The 14,340-nt window shown below is 69.3% G+C and carries 25 protein-coding genes; 1 reads left to right on the top strand and 24 read right to left on the bottom strand.

Going from position 1 to position 14,340, the window contains the following annotated elements; all coding sequences use genetic code 11:
- Window positions 1–130 precede the first annotated feature (130 nt).
- Window positions 131–1,057, bottom strand: coding sequence for a tRNA pseudouridine(38-40) synthase TruA (truA, locus tag HLB15_RS03425; RefSeq protein WP_171103688.1), 927 nt, complete (start codon window positions 1,055–1,057; stop codon window positions 131–133).
- Window positions 1,058–1,104: 47 nt separating this feature from the next.
- On the opposite strand from truA, the gene HLB15_RS03420 reads away from it, so the two are divergent.
- Complete coding sequence (locus tag HLB15_RS03420) at window positions 1,105–1,863, top strand: ROK family protein (protein WP_171103686.1); 759 nt, start codon at window positions 1,105–1,107, stop codon at window positions 1,861–1,863.
- 141 nt (window positions 1,864–2,004) lie between these two features.
- On the opposite strand, the gene rplQ is transcribed toward HLB15_RS03420, so the two are convergent.
- The 23 genes from rplQ to rplP all read right to left on the bottom strand — a co-directional run bounded on the left by rplQ (window position 2,005) and on the right by rplP (window position 14,339).
- Window positions 2,005–2,553 carry a 50S ribosomal protein L17 gene (gene rplQ / locus HLB15_RS03415; protein WP_171103684.1) on the bottom strand — a complete coding sequence of 183 codons (549 nt, stop codon included), beginning with the start codon at window positions 2,551–2,553 and terminating at the stop codon, window positions 2,005–2,007.
- 57 nt (window positions 2,554–2,610) lie between these two features.
- On the bottom strand, window positions 2,611–3,627 hold the full coding sequence (locus tag HLB15_RS03410) for a DNA-directed RNA polymerase subunit alpha (RefSeq protein ID WP_171103682.1): 1,017 nt from the start codon (window positions 3,625–3,627) through the stop codon (window positions 2,611–2,613).
- A gap of 155 nt (window positions 3,628–3,782) precedes the next feature.
- The gene (rpsK, locus tag HLB15_RS03405; RefSeq protein ID WP_020016139.1) at window positions 3,783–4,187 is read right to left on the bottom strand and encodes a 30S ribosomal protein S11; all 405 of its coding nucleotides are present in this window, start codon (window positions 4,185–4,187) and stop codon (window positions 3,783–3,785) included.
- Window positions 4,188–4,260: 73 nt separating this feature from the next.
- Window positions 4,261–4,635, bottom strand: a complete 375-nt coding sequence (rpsM, locus tag HLB15_RS03400; RefSeq protein WP_171103680.1) for a 30S ribosomal protein S13 — start codon at window positions 4,633–4,635, stop codon at window positions 4,261–4,263.
- Between the two features lie 173 nt (window positions 4,636–4,808).
- Window positions 4,809–4,922, bottom strand: a complete 114-nt coding sequence (gene rpmJ / locus HLB15_RS03395) for a 50S ribosomal protein L36 (protein ID WP_003956441.1) — start codon at window positions 4,920–4,922, stop codon at window positions 4,809–4,811.
- A gap of 127 nt (window positions 4,923–5,049) precedes the next feature.
- Entirely contained in the window at window positions 5,050–5,271 is a 222-nt protein-coding gene (gene infA / locus HLB15_RS03390) for a translation initiation factor IF-1 (protein WP_029290613.1), read from the bottom strand.
- Between the two features lie 306 nt (window positions 5,272–5,577).
- Window positions 5,578–5,976, bottom strand: coding sequence for a hypothetical protein (locus tag HLB15_RS03385; RefSeq protein WP_171103678.1), 399 nt, complete (start codon window positions 5,974–5,976; stop codon window positions 5,578–5,580).
- A 50-nt stretch (window positions 5,977–6,026) separates the two neighbouring features.
- Window positions 6,027–6,914, bottom strand: coding sequence for a type I methionyl aminopeptidase (gene map / locus HLB15_RS03380; RefSeq protein ID WP_171103676.1), 888 nt, complete (start codon window positions 6,912–6,914; stop codon window positions 6,027–6,029).
- A 3-nt stretch (window positions 6,915–6,917) separates the two neighbouring features.
- Entirely contained in the window at window positions 6,918–7,475 is a 558-nt protein-coding gene (locus HLB15_RS03375) for an adenylate kinase (protein ID WP_171103698.1), read from the bottom strand.
- An 80-nt stretch (window positions 7,476–7,555) separates the two neighbouring features.
- On the bottom strand, window positions 7,556–8,851 hold the full coding sequence (gene secY, locus HLB15_RS03370) for a preprotein translocase subunit SecY (protein WP_171103674.1): 1,296 nt from the start codon (window positions 8,849–8,851) through the stop codon (window positions 7,556–7,558).
- 212 nt (window positions 8,852–9,063) lie between these two features.
- Window positions 9,064–9,516: a 50S ribosomal protein L15 gene (rplO, locus tag HLB15_RS03365; RefSeq protein WP_171103672.1), complete on the bottom strand. Its 453-nt coding sequence runs from the start codon at window positions 9,514–9,516 to the stop codon at window positions 9,064–9,066.
- A 2-nt stretch (window positions 9,517–9,518) separates the two neighbouring features.
- Window positions 9,519–9,701, bottom strand: coding sequence for a 50S ribosomal protein L30 (gene rpmD / locus HLB15_RS03360; protein ID WP_171103670.1), 183 nt, complete (start codon window positions 9,699–9,701; stop codon window positions 9,519–9,521).
- Window positions 9,701–10,354, bottom strand: coding sequence for a 30S ribosomal protein S5 (gene rpsE / locus HLB15_RS03355; protein WP_171103668.1), 654 nt, complete (start codon window positions 10,352–10,354; stop codon window positions 9,701–9,703). The genes rpmD and rpsE overlap by 1 nt, the downstream gene beginning before the upstream one ends.
- Window positions 10,355–10,385: 31 nt before the next feature.
- A complete protein-coding gene (gene rplR / locus HLB15_RS03350; RefSeq protein ID WP_171103666.1) occupies window positions 10,386–10,757 on the bottom strand; it encodes a 50S ribosomal protein L18 in 372 nt (123 codons plus the stop codon).
- Complete coding sequence (gene rplF / locus HLB15_RS03345; protein ID WP_171103664.1) at window positions 10,757–11,293, bottom strand: 50S ribosomal protein L6; 537 nt, start codon at window positions 11,291–11,293, stop codon at window positions 10,757–10,759. The genes rplR and rplF overlap by 1 nt, the downstream gene beginning before the upstream one ends.
- A gap of 21 nt (window positions 11,294–11,314) precedes the next feature.
- Window positions 11,315–11,713: a 30S ribosomal protein S8 gene (gene rpsH / locus HLB15_RS03340; RefSeq protein WP_171103662.1), complete on the bottom strand. Its 399-nt coding sequence runs from the start codon at window positions 11,711–11,713 to the stop codon at window positions 11,315–11,317.
- Window positions 11,714–11,786: 73 nt separating this feature from the next.
- The gene (locus HLB15_RS03335; protein ID WP_021480434.1) at window positions 11,787–11,972 is read right to left on the bottom strand and encodes a type Z 30S ribosomal protein S14; all 186 of its coding nucleotides are present in this window, start codon (window positions 11,970–11,972) and stop codon (window positions 11,787–11,789) included.
- 1 nt (window position 11,973) lies between these two features.
- Window positions 11,974–12,546 (bottom strand): 50S ribosomal protein L5, encoded by a 573-nt coding sequence (rplE, locus tag HLB15_RS03330; protein WP_171103659.1) that lies wholly within the window; start codon window positions 12,544–12,546, stop codon window positions 11,974–11,976.
- On the bottom strand, window positions 12,546–12,887 hold the full coding sequence (rplX, locus tag HLB15_RS03325) for a 50S ribosomal protein L24 (protein WP_119139896.1): 342 nt from the start codon (window positions 12,885–12,887) through the stop codon (window positions 12,546–12,548). Before rplX ends, rplE begins: the two co-directional genes overlap by 1 nt.
- A 2-nt stretch (window positions 12,888–12,889) precedes the next feature.
- Window positions 12,890–13,258, bottom strand: coding sequence for a 50S ribosomal protein L14 (rplN, locus tag HLB15_RS03320; protein ID WP_013837848.1), 369 nt, complete (start codon window positions 13,256–13,258; stop codon window positions 12,890–12,892).
- Between the two features lie 133 nt (window positions 13,259–13,391).
- Window positions 13,392–13,679: a 30S ribosomal protein S17 gene (gene rpsQ, locus HLB15_RS03315; RefSeq protein WP_171103657.1), complete on the bottom strand. Its 288-nt coding sequence runs from the start codon at window positions 13,677–13,679 to the stop codon at window positions 13,392–13,394.
- A gap of 4 nt (window positions 13,680–13,683) precedes the next feature.
- Window positions 13,684–13,923, bottom strand: coding sequence for a 50S ribosomal protein L29 (gene rpmC, locus HLB15_RS03310; RefSeq protein WP_116673593.1), 240 nt, complete (start codon window positions 13,921–13,923; stop codon window positions 13,684–13,686).
- Window positions 13,923–14,339, bottom strand: a complete 417-nt coding sequence (gene rplP / locus HLB15_RS03305) for a 50S ribosomal protein L16 (RefSeq protein WP_119139900.1) — start codon at window positions 14,337–14,339, stop codon at window positions 13,923–13,925. Before rplP ends, rpmC begins: the two co-directional genes overlap by 1 nt.
- Window position 14,340 lies beyond the last annotated feature (1 nt).

The following is a 14,340-nucleotide window of genomic DNA, read 5'->3' as shown; positions in this document are numbered from 1 at the left end:
CGCGCGATCAGCAAGTACAACGCCCGCGGCCCCGCGATCGACCACAAGACCTACCCGATACAGGTAACTCTCACGACCGACCGCGAGATCTTGACACCAACCTCAACGCCCTAACTTCCCGGCATTGGGTCTAGACCCCGTCGGCCGGCCGGGCGGGCGCGGACCCGGCCGGCTGGTCGTCCCACACCTCCTCGTCCATCCGCCGTGCCCGCACCGCCTCGGCGCGCGCCGCGAGCTCGGCGTCGGGCGGGAAGGTGATCTCCTCCAGGCACAGCCCCTGCGGCGGTACGACGGCGGCGCCCGCGTCCCTGCGCCGGCTCGCCAGCAGCTCGGCGGGCCAGCCCACGGGACGCCGGCCCTCCCCGACCGCGATCGACGCGCCGACCAGGGCGCGCACCATGTTGTGGCAGAACGCGTCCGCGACCACGTGCGCCACGACCAGGCCCGCGTCGGGCCCGTCGGCCGGGCGCTCCCACGCGATGTGCTGCAGCTCCCGGATCGTCGTCGCCCCGGGACGCGGCTTGCAGTAGGCGGCGAAGTCGCGCAGGCCCACCAGCGGCCGCACCGCCGCGTCCATCGCCGCGGCGTCGAGCGGCTTCCGGTTCCACAGCACGTGCGTGCGCCGCAGCGGGTCACGCAGCCCGGGGTCGTCGGCGATCCGGTAGGTGTAGCGGCGGCGCAGCGCGGAGAACCGCGCGTCGAAGCCCTCGGGCGCCGGAGCCGCGCGCCGCACGACGACGTCGGCCGCCAGCACGCCCGCCAGCCGCGTCACGAGCGCGTCACCGGGTGTCCGGTCGGACCGGCCGGGCAGCGCCGCCCATCCCTCCGGGTCGACGTCGACGTGCGCCACCTGGCCCCGCGCGTGCACACCGGCGTCCGTCCGGCCCGCGACGGTCAGCCGTGGCGCGGGCAGCCCCCGCTGCTCGGTCCGCAGCACCTGCGCGAGCCCTGCCTCGAGCGTGCCCTGCACGGTCCGCAGGTCCGGCTGACGGGCCCAGCCCGCGAACTTCGTGCCGTCGTAGGCGAGATCGAGGCGCACCCTGACGATGTCGTTCACGTGCCCATCCTCCCCGATGCGGCGGGGGCGGTCCGTACAGTGACCTCATGGCAGACACCCTCACGCTGGCCGTGGACTGCGGCGGCGGCGGGATCAAGGCGGCCGTGCTCGACACGTCCGGCACCGCGCACGCGCAGCCCGTGCGCGTGCCGACGCCGTACCCCCTTCCCCCCGAGCTCCTCGTCGACACGATCGCGAAGATCGCCGCCGACCTGCCGACCGCCGACCGCGTCACCGTCGGCATGCCCGGCATGATCCGCAGCGGCGTCGTCGTGCACACGCCGCACTACATCACCCGGTCGGGGCCGCGGTCGCGGGTGCTGCCGTCCCTGGCGGACGCCTGGCACAACTTCGACATGCAGGCGGCCGTCGCTCGCCGGCTGGACCTGCCGGCGCTCGTGCTCAACGACGCCGAGGTGCACGGCGCCGGCGTGGTCGCGGCATCGGGGCTCGAGCTGGTGATCACCCTCGGCACCGGCCTCGGCACCGCGATGTTCCACGGCGGCCGAGTCGCGCCGCACCTCGAGTGGTCGCACGCCCCGGTCCGGCGCAGCCTCACCTACGACCAGTACATCGGGGAGCCCGAACGGCGCAGGCTCGGGGACGGGCTGTGGTCGCGGCGCGTCGTCACCGTCGTCGACGGCCTGCGGCCGGTGTTCCACTGGGACCGGCTCTACATCGGTGGCGGGAACTCGCGGCGCATCACACCGTCGGCGCTGGCCCGCCTGGGCGACGACGTGGTCATCGTGCCCAACTCGGCGGCCCTGGTGGGCGGCGCCCGGGCCTGGGACCTCCCGCCGTCCTGACCGGGCGGGCACCGCTCCGGCCACCCGGGCGGGTGCCCGCGCCCGGACCCGCCCCGTCGACGCACGACGACGCCGGGCCGCACCCTCCGTACGGAAGGTGCGGCCCGGCGTCGTGCAGGGACCCGCGAGAGGTCAGGAGGCTCAGGCCTCCTTCTTCTCCTCGGTGGTCTCCTCAGCGGTCTCCTCGGTGGCGGCGTCCTCGGCCGGGGCGTCGGTGACGTCCTCGGCGGGGGTCTCGTCGACCGGGGCGTCCTCGACCTTGGCGTCCTCGGCGGGGGCGGCCTTCTCGGTGGCCTTGGTGGCCTCCTTGACGACGGCCTGCTTCGGGCTCACGGGCTCGGTGATGAGCTCGATGACCGCCATCGGCGCGTTGTCGCCCTTGCGGGTGCCGATCTTGGTGATGCGCGTGTAGCCACCGTTGCGCTCGGCCATGGCCGGGGCGATCTCGGTGAAGAGCGTGTGCACCACGCCCTTGTCGCGCACGACCGTGAGCACGCGGCGGCGGGCGGAGAGGTCGCCCTTCTTCGCGAACGTGATCAGGCGCTCGGCCAGCGGACGCAGGCGCTTGGCCTTGGTCTCGGTGGTCGTGATGCGGCCGTGCTCGAAGAGCGACGTCGACAGGTTCGCCAGGATCAGACGCTCGTGAGCCGGGCTACCGCCGAGCCGCGCGCCCTTGGTAGGGGTAGGCATTGCTTGTCTCCTTGGATGTGGTTCCGCGCGGCCGGCCCGGGGGCCGGCCGCGGGACGTCAGTACGACTGCTCGTCGCCGCTGTAGGCAGCCGAGTCGCCGGCCTCGAAGTAGGACGAGCCGGCCGGGTCGAAGTCCAGCGGCGAGTCCTTGAGGCTCAGGCCGAGCTCGGCCAGCTTCTCCTTGACCTCGGTGATCGACTTGGCACCGAAGTTGCGGATGTCGAGCAGGTCCGCCTCGCTGCGGGCCACGAGCTCGCCCACCTGGTGGATGCCCTCGCGCTTGAGGCAGTTGTACGAACGGATGGTGAGGTTGAGCTCCTCGATCGGCAGCGCCAGGTCCGCGGCGAGCGCGGTGTCCGTCGGCGACGGGCCGATCTCGATGCCCTCGGCCTCGACGTTCAGCTCACGTGCCAGGCCGAACAGCTCGACCAGGGTCTTGCCGGCCGAGGCGAGCGCGTCGCGAGGCGTGATCGCCTGCTTGGTCTCGACGTCGACGACGAGCTTGTCGAAGTCGGTGCGCTGCTCGACTCGGGTGGCCTCGACCTTGTACGTGACCTTGAGGACCGGCGAGTAGATCGAGTCGACCGGGATGCGGCCGATCTCCGCGTCGAACTGCTTGTTCTGCGCGGCGGACACGTACCCACGGCCCCGCTCGACGGTCAGCTCGATCTCGAGCTTGCCCTTGTCGTTGAGGGTGGCGATGTGCAGGTCGGGGTTGTGCACCTCGACCCCCGCCGGCGGGACGATGTCCGCGGCGGTCACGGCGCCGGCGCCCTGCTTGCGCAGGTACATCACGACGGGCTCGTCGTTCTCCGAGGAGACCACGAGGTTCTTGATGTTGAGGATGATCTCGGTGACGTCTTCCTTCACGCCCGGGACGGTGCTGAACTCGTGCAGCACACCGTCGATACGGATGGACGTGACGGCCGCGCCCGGGATGGACGACAGCAGGGTGCGACGCATCGAGTTGCCGAGCGTGTAGCCGAAGCCCGGCTCGAGCGGCTCGATGGAGAAGCGGGAACGGCTCTCCGAGATGACCTCTTCGGTCAGCGTGGGGCGCTGTGCGATGAGCACTGTGGGTGTCCTTTCAGTGTGCGTCCGCTATATGACGCATCACGGCATGCGATCTCTCGCAGCCCAGGGCGGGTCTAGGTCTGCCCGGCCCGGGCAAGGGTGCTCACCGCGGGCGGTGAGCGGAAGTCGCGGTCCGGGTGCGGGCGCAACGGGTGTCAGACGCGGCGGCGCTTCGGCGGACGGCAGCCGTTGTGCGCCTGGGGCGTCACGTCCTGGATGGAGCCGACCTCGAGGCCGGTCGCCTGGAGCGAGCGGATGGCGGTCTCACGACCGGAACCCGGGCCCTTGACGAAGACGTCGACCTTCTTGACGCCGTGCTCCTGCGCGCGGCGGGCAGCCGACTCGGCGGCCATCTGCGCGGCGTACGGGGTGGACTTGCGGGAGCCCTTGAAGCCGACGTGGCCGGCCGAGGCCCACGACACCACGGCACCGGACGGGTCGGTGATCGAGATGATCGTGTTGTTGAAGGTGGACTTGATGTGCGCCTGGCCGAGCGGGACGTTCTTCTTGTCCTTGCGGCGCGGCTTGCGCCCGGCGGCGGCACGAGTCTTGGGAGGCATCTGTTCTGTAATCTCCTGGTCTGATCGGACCGGGGCGGTCTAGCTCAGTGAGCGACCGCTCCACGGACTGCTGTCAGCGGGCCTTCTTCTTGCCGGCCACGGTGCGCTTGGGACCCTTGCGGGTACGCGCGTTGGTCTTGGTGCGCTGACCGCGCACCGGCAGGCCGCGGCGGTGACGCAGGCCCTGGTAGGTGCCGATCTCGACCTTGCGGCGGATGTCGGCCGCGACCTCACGACGGAGGTCACCCTCGAGCTTGTAGTTGCCCTCGAGGTAGTCGCGGAGCGCGACGAGCTCGGCGTCGCCGAGGTCCTTCACGCGGAGGTCGGGGCTGATGCCCGTCGCGGCAAGGGTCTCCTTCGCGCGGGTACGACCCACACCGAAGATGTACGTGAGCGCCACCTCGAGCCGCTTGTCGCGGGGGAGGTCGACGCCGATAAGACGTGCCATGTGCCTTCCGGCTCCTGTACTGCTCGTCGGAGGTCTGCCGCACCGCCATCCCGTGTTCTCACGGGCCCCGGCCTCCGACCGAGGGTTCCCCGTCCCGCACGAGGCGGGGCGGTTCGAGGTGGTGCGCTGGTGGTGGCCTCAGCCACCGGCCCGGGCAGGTGCCCGGAGGGTGATCAGCCCTGGCGCTGCTTGTGGCGCAGGTTGTCGCAGATCACCATGACGCGACCGTGCCGGCGGATCACCTTGCACTTGTCGCAGATCTTCTTGACGCTCGGCTTGACCTTCATCGGATTTCCTCCACCGCGCCCGTCCCGGTCTCCCGGGTGCGCACGCGGCAGTGTCGTGGGTGGTCGATCGTGCGGCGACGTCACCTCCGGCCAGGCCGCAGTGACATAGCCCCGGATCGGGGACTGACTACTTGTAGCGGTAGACGATCCGGCCGCGGGACAGGTCGTACGGGCTGAGCTCCACGACCACACGGTCCTCGGGAAGGATCCGGATGTAGTGCTGGCGCATCTTGCCCGAGATGTGCGCGAGAACCTTGTGACCGTTCGACAGCTCCACGCGGAACATCGCGTTCGGCAGAGCCTCGACCACGCTGCCCTCGATCTCGATGACACCGTCCTTCTTTGCCATATCCTCCGCTAACTCTCGTCGTGACTGCTTCCACGCCCACGGCGTCGCAGTGACCTGCGCGACCGACACATCGGGTGTGGATGTCGTGTGCGTCCGCGTGCCGCCTGCCTCGGGAACCCGGCCTGCGCCCCGCTGTCGCGGGGACCGGCAGGCGCTCTGAGCACCCTGGTGGAGCTGGAGGCGTTGAACGGACTACACCCAGCGATCTAGACTACGTCACTTCCTCAAGCATTCAAAGCGCAGGCGCGCGCCACAGGTCCTTCCGGCCGGTGAGCCTCGCCACGCCGCACGCCGGCGAGGCCCCCCTCACAGGTCGTACTCGACGCCGGGCGGACCGATCATCGTGTGCGGCAGGCTCGTGACGAAGAAGAACAGCATCGGCAGCCACCCGATGACGAGGCCGACGCCGAGCGCGACCAGCACCGGGGTGCGGCGGCGGGACCAGACCCAGGCGCCGACCGCCCAGAGCACGACGCCCAGCAGCAGCACCGACTCCCACACCAGGAGCGACGTGCCGAACCCGAGCACGAGACCCACCCAGAGGAACGGGTTGGCCACCAGGCGACGCACCCAGGCGGCGAACCAGCGCCCGGCGCTCCGCAGCCCCGCCCCGACCGCGGCCGGCACGCGCGCAGGCCACGGCACCCGCGCCTCGGGCGCTCGGTCGGGTGTGCTGCGGGTCCAGGTGTGCACGTCGTCGGTCACCCGGCCGATCGTAGCCAACTGACTGCGGGTGCAATAGACCCACGGCGAGATCAGCCGAGATCGACCGGCTGCACTCCGAAGACGTCGAGGCGCTCCGCTCCCCCGTCGACAGCCGTCAGGACGACGATCCCGTCCTCCGTGATCGCGGTCGAGTGCTCCCAGTGCGCCGCGCGCGAGCCGTCGGTCGTCACGACCGTCCAGTCGTCCTCGAGGACGCGCGTCTCGGCACCGCCACGCGTGATCATCGGCTCGACCGCCAGGCACATCCCCGGCCGCAACCGCGGGCCGGCCCCCGACGTCTTGTAGTTGTGCACGTCCGGCGGCTGGTGCATGGCGCTGCCGATGCCGTGGCCGACGTACTCCTCGACGATGCCGTACTCCGTGCCGACGAACTCGCCCGCCATCTCGACGGCGGCCTCGACGGCCTCACCCACGGCGTTGAGCCGCTTCGCGGAGGCCAGGGCGGCGATGCCTGCCCACATCCCGGCCTCGGTGGCCCGGACGAGGGCGACGTCCGCGAGGTCGGCCCCCGCGGCGGCGAGCTCGTCGTCGGGCAGCTTGTGGTCGAGCGCGCCGTCGGCGCCGAGGACGAAGGAGACGGCCGAGTCGCCGTGCCAGCCCTCGACGATCGCACCGCAGTCGATCGAGACGAGGTCGCCGGCCGCGAGCACCCTGTCACCGGGGATGCCGTGGATGACCTCCTCGTTCACCGAGGTGCAGATCACCCCGGGGAACCCGTGGTAGCCGAGGAACGACGGGCTCGCGCCCGCCTCCTCGATCGAGCGGGCCGCGACGGCGTCCAGCTCCGCGGTCGTCAGGCCCGGCCGGGCCGCCGCGCGGACCGCCGCCAGCGTGTCGGCGACGACCAGGCCGGCGCGCCGCATGAGGCGCACCTGGTCCGACGTCTTGTACTCGATCCGCTCCCGCCCGAAGACCACGCCTCAGCCCAGCTGCGTGGCGAGCGAGCTGACGATGCGCTCGGTGACGTCGGCGATCTCGCCGAGGCCGTCCACCTGCACCAGGAGGTTGCGCTCGGCGTACGCCGACGTCAGCGGAGCGGTCTGCTCCGCGTAGATGTCGAGCCGGCGCGCGATGGCCTCCTCGGTGTCGTCCTCGCGGCCCTCCTGCTCGGCGCGCTTGGCGATCCGGGCCAGCAGCTCGTCGCGGTCAGCCGTCAGCTCGATGACGCCGTCCAGCTCCCAGCCGAGGTCGGCGAGGATCTGGTCGAGCTCCGTCACCTGGGCCGCGTTGCGCGGGTACCCGTCGAGGATGAAGCCGTCCTTGACGTCGGGCTGGCCGAGACGGTCGCGGACCATCGCGTTCGTGACCTCGTCGGGGACGAGCTCGCCTTTGTTCGTGTACTCCTGCGCGGTCTGGCCGAGCTCCGTCTTCCCCGCGATGTTCGCGCGGAAGATGTCGCCCGTCGAGATCGGGACGATCCCGAAGACCTCGGCGAGGCGTGCGGCCTGCGTACCCTTGCCCGCACCCTGCGGACCCATGATGACCAGGCGCGTGACCTGGCCCTCCTGGTCCGGACGAGCGTGCAGCTCGCGGCGAGAGGTGGTGGTGGGAGTCTGGCTCAACGGAGGAATCCTTCGTAGTGGCGCTGCTGCAGCTGGGAGTCGATCTGCTTGACCGTCTCCAGCCCGACGCCGACCACGATGAGGATCGAGCTGCCGCCGAAGGGCAGGTTGGTGGTGACGCCGAGGAAGACGAGCACCAGCGTCGGGATCAGCGCGATCAGCGCGAGGTACAGGGAACCGGCGGACGTGATGCGGGTGATCACGAAGTCGAGGTACTCCGCCGTGGGGCGGCCGGCCCGGATGCCGGGGATGAAGCCGCCGTACTTCTTCATGTTGTCCGCGACCTCGTCCGGGTTGAACGTGATCGACGTGTAGAAGAAGCAGAAGAAGATGATCATCAGCGTGTAGATCGCGATGTACAGCGGCGACGACTGCTGGACCAGGTTGTTCGAGATCCAGACGACCCACTCCGCCTGCTGGTCGCCGAACTGGGCGATCAGGCCGGGGATGGCGAGGATCGACGCCGCGAAGATCACGGGGATCACGCCGGACATGTTGATCTTGATCGGGATGTAGGTGCTCGTGCCGCCGTACATGCGGCGGCCCACCATGCGCTTCGCGTACTGCACCGGGATGCGGCGCTGCGACTGCTCGACGAAGACCACGAGGCCGACGACGAGGACGATCACCAGCACCATGATGGTGAAGTTCAGGGCGCCGTTCGCACCACCGGCGATCGACCAGAGCGACGTCGGGAAGCTCGCGGCGATCGACGTGAAGATGAGCAGCGACATGCCGTTGCCGACGCCGCGCTCGGTGATGAGCTCGCCGAGCCACATGACCAGGCCGGTACCCGCCGTCATGGTGATGACCATGAGGAGCGACGTGAGCACGCTGTCGCTGGCGATGACGTCGAGGTCGCACCCCTGGAAGAGCAGGCCCTGGCGCGCCGTCGTGATGACGGTCGTCGACTGCAGGATCGCGAGGCCGATCGTCAGGTAGCGCGTGTACTGGGTCAGCTTGGCCTGGCCGGACTGGCCCTCCTTGTGCAGCGCCTCGAAGCGCGGGATCACCACGCGGAGCAGCTGCACGATGATGCTGGCCGTGATGTACGGCATGATCCCGAGCGCGAAGACCGACAGCTGCAGCAGCGCGCCGCCGCTGAAGACGTTGATCAGGCCGAGCAGGGTGTTGTCACCTGCGGCGGCGATGCATTGCTGCACGTTCGTGTAGTCCACACCGGGGGTCGGGATGAACGACCCGAGCCGGAAGACCGCCATGATGGCGATCGTGAACAGCAGCTTGCGCCGCAGGTCTGGCGTCCGGAAAGCCCGGCCGAAAGCGCTGAGCACCCTATCCTCCTGGCCCGCCGTTGCGGGATCTCGTGTCGCCGGCAAGGCACCGGCGAGATGTGTCGACGTGGGCCAGACCACAACGGTGCAGCCAGACCGTGTCGGATTCTACGTTGCTCACGCGGTCCGGGGGACCACGTTCGCTCCGGGAAATACTCAAGAGAGCACACAGGGCCGGCCGCGCTCACGCGCCGCCGGCCCTGTCAGCTCTCTCAGGCCTCCGAGACCGTGCCGCCGGCCGCCAGGATCTTCTCCTTGGCGGACGCCGAGACGCGGTCCACGGCGATCTCGAGCTTGACGTCGATCTCGCCGTTGCCGAGCACCTTCACGGGCTGGCCCTTGCGGACCGCACCCTTCGCGACCAGGTCCTCGACGGTGACGGTGCCACCCTCGGGGAACAGCGCGGACAGCTTGTCCAGGTTCACGACCTGGTACTCGGTACGGAAGGGGTTCTTGAACCCGCGGAGCTTCGGGAGGCGCATGTGCAGAGGCATCTGCCCACCCTCGAAGCCGGCGGGAACCTGGTAACGAGCCTTCGTACCCTTGGTTCCACGACCCGCCGTCTTACCCTTCGAGGCCTCACCGCGACCCACACGGGTCTTCGCGGTCTTGGCGCCGGGGGCCGGACGGAGGTGGTGGACCTTCAGCGGCTTGTTCTCCGCCATGATCACTCGACCTCCTCGACGGTGACGAGGTGCGCCACCGTCTTGACCATGCCACGGATCTCCGCGCGGTCCTCCTTCACGGCGGTGTCGCCGATCCGCTTGAGGCCGAGCGTCCGCAGCGTGTCACGCTGGTTCTGCTTGCCGCCGATGGCGGACTTGGTCTGGGTCACCTTCAGACGAGCCATCACGCACCAGCCTTCGCTGCCGACTCGGCACGACCGGCGGCCTGGGCGCGCAGGAGCGCGGCCGGGGCCACGTCCTCCAGCGGGAGCCCACGACGAGCGGCCACAGCGGCCGGCTCCTCGAGGCCCTGCAGGGCCGCGACCGTGGCGTGCACGATGTTGATCGCGTTCGACGAGCCGAGCGACTTGCTCAGCACGTCGTGGATGCCCGCGCACTCCAGCACGGCGCGCACCGGACCACCGGCGATCACACCGGTACCCGGCGACGCCGGACGCAGGAACACGACACCGGCGGCGGCCTCACCCTGGATGGGGTGCGGGATGGTGCCCTGGATGCGAGGGACGCGGAAGAAGTTCTTCTTCGCCTCCTCGACACCCTTGGCGATCGCCGCGGGCACCTCCTTGGCCTTGCCGTAGCCGACGCCGACGGTGCCGTCACCGTCGCCCACCACGACGAGCGCGGTGAAGCTGAAGCGGCGGCCACCCTTGACGACCTTGGCGACGCGGTTGATGGTCACGACCTTCTCGAGGAAGGCGCTCTTCTCCTCGCGCCCGCCGCGGCGGTCGTCCCGACGGCCGCCACCACGGCGGTCGTTGCGGTCCTTGTTCTCGGTGGCGGCACCCTGGGGGGCGCCGCTGCGCTGCCCTGCAGCCATCAGAGAGTCCTCTTCTTCCGTGCGTAGGTCATCACAGGGCCAGACCACCCTCGCGGGCGCCGTCGGCCACTGCAGCGACACGACCGTGGTACTTGTTGCCGCCGCGGTCGAACACGACGGTGTCGACGCCGACAGCCTTGGCACGCTCGGCGACGAGCTCGCCGACCTTGCGGGCCTTGGCCGTCTTGTCGCCGTCGAACGCACGCAGGTCGGCCTCGAGGGTCGACGCGGAGGCGACGGTCTTGCCCACGGTGTCGTCCACGATCTGCGCCACCATGTGGCGCGAGGAACGCGTGACGACCAGACGCGGACGGACGGCGGTGCCGGTGATCTTCTTGCGCAGGCGCAGGTGACGACGCTGACGAGCGACGGCCTTGCCCTTGCCCAGGATCTTGATAGCCATCACTTACCAGCCTTTCCGACCTTGCGGCGGACGTTCTCGCCGGCGTAGCGCACACCCTTGCCCTTGTACGGCTCGGGCTTGCGGATCTTGCGGATGTTCGCCGCGACCTCGCCGACCTGCTGCTTGTCGATGCCCGACACCGAGAACTTGGTGGGGCTCTCGACGGCGAAGGTGACGCCGGAGGGCGCCTCGACGACCACGGGGTGGCTGAAGCCGAGCGCGAACTCGAGGGTCGAGCCCTTCGCCACGACGCGGTAACCGGTACCGACGATCTCGAGCTTCTTCTCGTAGCCCTCGGTCACACCCGTGATCATGTTCGCGATCAGGGTGCGGGTCAGGCCGTGCAGCGCGCGCGAGGTGCGCTCGTCGTCCGGACGGGACACCACGAGCTGGGCGTCCTCCTGGGCGACGTTGATGGGAGCGGGCACGGTGTGCTCGAGAGAGCCCTTGGGGCCCTTCACGGTCACGAGTGCGCCGCTGATGGTGACGTCCACGCCGGCCGGGACCGGAACGGGGAGCTTGCCGATTCGAGACATTGGCTTCTTCTCCTTTCCGGATTACCAGACGTAGGCGAGGACTTCGCCGCCCACGCCCTTGGCCTGTGCCTGCCGGTCGGTCAGGAGGCCGGAGGACGTGGACAGGATCGCCACGCCGAGGCCGCCGAGAACCTTGGGCAGCTCGGTGGACTTGCGGTAGACGCGCAGGCCGGGCTTCGACACGCGGCGCACGCCCGCCAGGGCGCGCTCACGGTTCTGGCCGTACTTGAGCTGGATCGTGAGGGTCTTGCCCACCTGGGCGTCCTCCACGGACCAGCCGGCGATGTAGCCCTCGGCCTGCAGGATGTCAGCGATGTGCGTCTTCAGCTTCGACGACGGCATGGAGACCGTGTCGTGGTGCGCCGAGTTCGCGTTCCGCAGACGGGTCAGCATGTCTGCGATCGGGTCGGTCATAGTCATATCGGGCTCTAGCCCTTCCTCACCGGGGTATCCGGACGGCCTGTCGGCCGCCCGGACCTACGGCGTAGTTGTGTTACCAGCTGCTCTTGGTGACGCCGGGAAGCTCGCCGCGGTGGGCCATCTCCCGCACGCAGATGCGGCACAGGCCGAACTTGCGGTAGACGGAGTGCGGGCGACCGCACTTCTGGCACCGGGTGTAGGCGCGGACCGCGAACTTCGGCTTGGCGGCCGCCTTGTTGATCAGGGCCTTCTTCGCCATGTCAGTTCTCCTTGAAGGGGAAGCCGAGACGGCGCAGCAGGGAGCGGCCCTCGTCGTCGGTCGTCGCCGTCGTCACGACCGTGATGTCCATACCGCGGACCCGGTCGATCTTGTCCTGGTCGATCTCGTGGAACATCGACTGCTCCGTGAGGCCGAAGGTGTAGTTGCCGTGGCCGTCGAACTGCTTGGGCGACAGGCCGCGGAAGTCGCGGATGCGCGGCAGAGCGATCGACAGCAGGCGGTCGAGGAACTCCCACATGCGGTCGCCGCGCAGCGTGACGTGCGCACCGATCGGCATGCCCTCGCGCAGCTTGAACTGCGCGATGGACTTGCGGGCCTTGGTGACCTGCGGCTTCTGACCGGTGATCGCCGAGAGGTCGCGGATCGCGCCCTCGATGAGCTTCGAGTCCTTGGCCGCGTCACCGACACCCATGTTCACGACGATCTTGGTGAGACCGCCGGCCTGGTGCAGGTTCTTGTGGCCGAACTCCTCGATCAGCGCCGGGAGGATCTCCTCGCGGTACTTCTGCTTGAGGCGCGGCTGGGCCGGGGCCTCGATGGTCGTCTCGGTCATCAGATGTCCTTCCCGGAGCGCTTCGCGACGCGGATCCGGACGGTCTTGGTACGACCGTCCCGCTCCACCTGCTCGAGGCGGTACCCGACGCGGGTGCCCTTCTTGGTCTCCGGGTCGACGATCATCACGTTGCTCACGTGGATCGGCGCCTCGACCGTCTCGATGCCACCGGTGCGGGTGCCGCGCTGCGACTGGCCCACCTTGGTGTGCTTCGTGACGCGCTGCACGCCCTCGACCACGACGCGGTCGGAGTCCTTGAGGACCTCCAGCACGCGGCCGGTCTTGCCCTTGTCGCGACCCGAGATCACGATGACCTGGTCGCCCTTCTTGATCTTCGCCATGGTCAGAGCACCTCCGGCGCCAGCGAGATGATCTTCATGAACCGCTTGTCGCGCAGCTCACGGCCGACCGGGCCGAAGATACGGGTGCCGCGAGGCTCGCCGTCGTTCTTCAGGATCACGGCGGCGTTCTCGTCGAACTTGATGTAGGAACCGTCCGGACGACGGCGCTCCTTGGCGGTCCGGACGACGACGGCCTTGACCACGTCGCCCTTCTTCACGTTGCCGCCCGGGATCGCGTCCTTGACGGTGGCGACGATGGTGTCGCCGATACCGGCGTAGCGACGGCCCGAACCACCGAGCACGCGGATGCAGAGAATCTCCTTGGCACCCGTGTTGTCGGCGACCCGGAGTCGCGACTCCTGCTGGATCATGTGAGTGAACTCCTGACGTCGAACCGGTTCTCGCGCGGACTGGTTCCGGCGAGCCTTGTCGAACGGATAGTTGCTGTGCCGGGGGCGTCACGCGTACGTGTGTCACGCACCGCCCCCGGCGGGATAAGCAGTCTTACTTGGCCTTCTCGGCGATCTCCACCAGGCGCCACCGCTTGGTCGCGGACAGCGGGCGGGTCTCCATGATGACGACCAGGTCGCCGATGCCGGCAGTGTTCTGCTCGTCGTGCGCCTTGACCTTGTTGGTGCGACGGATGACCTTGCCGTAGAGCGGGTGCTTCACCCGGTCCTCGACCTCGACCACGATGGTCTTGTCCATCTTGTCGCTGACCACGTAGCCACGGCGCACCTTGCGCGTCGTGCGCTGGGCCTCGGTGGCCTCAGCAGTCGTGTTCTCGCTCATTGCCTCACTCACTCACGCTCGGAGCCGTACGGATGCCGAGCTCGCGCTCACGCAGGATCGTGTAGATCCGGGCGATGTCGCGACGCACGGCCTTGAGCCGGCCGTGGCTCTCGAGCTGGCCGGTCGCCGACTGGAAACGGAGGTTGAAGAGCTCCTCCTTGGCTTCCTTCAGCTTGGCGACGAGAGTCTCGTCGTCCATGCCATCCAGATCGATGGGGGCCAGCCCCTGCGTACCGATAGCCATCAGACACCACCCTCGCGCACCACGAAACGGCACTTCATCGGGAGCTTGTGCATCGCGCGGCGCATGGCCTCACGAGCAAGGGACTCGTCGACACCGGCCAGCTCGAAGACGACGCGGCCGGGCTTGACGTTGGCGACCCACCACTCCGGCGAACCCTTACCGGAACCCATGCGGGTCTCGGCAGGCTTCTTGGTCAGCGGACGGTCCGGGTAGATGTTGATCCACACCTTGCCGCCACGCTTGATGTGGCGAGTCATCGCGATACGCGCCGCCTCGATCTGGCGGTTGGTGACGTACGCCGGCTCCAGAGCCTGGATGCCGAAGTCGCCGAACGCGATCTGGGTACCACCCTTGGCGGCGCCGGAGCGCGACGGGTGGTGCTGCTTGCGGTGCTTGACCCTGCGCGGGATCAGCATG

Origin of the sequence: Promicromonospora citrea, from assembly GCF_013004695.1 — a bacterium.
GTDB lineage: Bacteria > Actinomycetota > Actinomycetes > Actinomycetales > Cellulomonadaceae > Promicromonospora > Promicromonospora citrea.
This window is presented reverse-complemented; position numbering and strand designations above follow the sequence as displayed.

What these genes read in the sequence shown, in the direction of transcription:
- HLB15_RS03420 (WP_171103686.1), top strand. Translation starts at nt 1,105, where the DNA reads ATGGCAGACACCCTCACGCTGGCCGTGGACTGCGGCGGCGGCGGGATC.
- rplQ (WP_171103684.1), bottom strand. Translation starts at nt 2,553, where the DNA reads ATGCCTACCCCTACCAAGGGCGCGCGGCTCGGCGGTAGCCCGGCTCAC.
- rpsK (WP_020016139.1), bottom strand. Translation starts at nt 4,187, where the DNA reads ATGCCTCCCAAGACTCGTGCCGCCGCCGGGCGCAAGCCGCGCCGCAAG.
- rpsM (WP_171103680.1), bottom strand. Translation starts at nt 4,635, where the DNA reads ATGGCACGTCTTATCGGCGTCGACCTCCCCCGCGACAAGCGGCTCGAG.
- rpmJ (WP_003956441.1), bottom strand. Translation starts at nt 4,922, where the DNA reads ATGAAGGTCAAGCCGAGCGTCAAGAAGATCTGCGACAAGTGCAAGGTG.
- infA (WP_029290613.1), bottom strand. Translation starts at nt 5,271, where the DNA reads ATGGCAAAGAAGGACGGTGTCATCGAGATCGAGGGCAGCGTGGTCGAG.
- HLB15_RS03375 (WP_171103698.1), bottom strand. Translation starts at nt 7,475, where the DNA reads ATGGGTCCGCAGGGTGCGGGCAAGGGTACGCAGGCCGCACGCCTCGCC.
- rplO (WP_171103672.1), bottom strand. Translation starts at nt 9,516, where the DNA reads ATGGCGGAGAACAAGCCGCTGAAGGTCCACCACCTCCGTCCGGCCCCC.
- rpmD (WP_171103670.1), bottom strand. Translation starts at nt 9,701, where the DNA reads ATGGCTCGTCTGAAGGTGACCCAGACCAAGTCCGCCATCGGCGGCAAG.
- rpsE (WP_171103668.1), bottom strand. Translation starts at nt 10,354, where the DNA reads ATGGCTGCAGGGCAGCGCAGCGGCGCCCCCCAGGGTGCCGCCACCGAG.
- rplR (WP_171103666.1), bottom strand. Translation starts at nt 10,757, where the DNA reads ATGGCTATCAAGATCCTGGGCAAGGGCAAGGCCGTCGCTCGTCAGCGT.
- rplF (WP_171103664.1), bottom strand. Translation starts at nt 11,293, where the DNA reads ATGTCTCGAATCGGCAAGCTCCCCGTTCCGGTCCCGGCCGGCGTGGAC.
- rpsH (WP_171103662.1), bottom strand. Translation starts at nt 11,713, where the DNA reads ATGACTATGACCGACCCGATCGCAGACATGCTGACCCGTCTGCGGAAC.
- HLB15_RS03335 (WP_021480434.1), bottom strand. Translation starts at nt 11,972, where the DNA reads ATGGCGAAGAAGGCCCTGATCAACAAGGCGGCCGCCAAGCCGAAGTTC.
- rplE (WP_171103659.1), bottom strand. Translation starts at nt 12,546, where the DNA reads ATGACCGAGACGACCATCGAGGCCCCGGCCCAGCCGCGCCTCAAGCAG.
- rplX (WP_119139896.1), bottom strand. Translation starts at nt 12,887, where the DNA reads ATGGCGAAGATCAAGAAGGGCGACCAGGTCATCGTGATCTCGGGTCGC.
- rplN (WP_013837848.1), bottom strand. Translation starts at nt 13,258, where the DNA reads ATGATCCAGCAGGAGTCGCGACTCCGGGTCGCCGACAACACGGGTGCC.
- rpsQ (WP_171103657.1), bottom strand. Translation starts at nt 13,679, where the DNA reads ATGAGCGAGAACACGACTGCTGAGGCCACCGAGGCCCAGCGCACGACG.
- rpmC (WP_116673593.1), bottom strand. Translation starts at nt 13,923, where the DNA reads ATGGCTATCGGTACGCAGGGGCTGGCCCCCATCGATCTGGATGGCATG.
- rplP (WP_119139900.1), bottom strand. Translation starts at nt 14,339, where the DNA reads ATGCTGATCCCGCGCAGGGTCAAGCACCGCAAGCAGCACCACCCGTCG.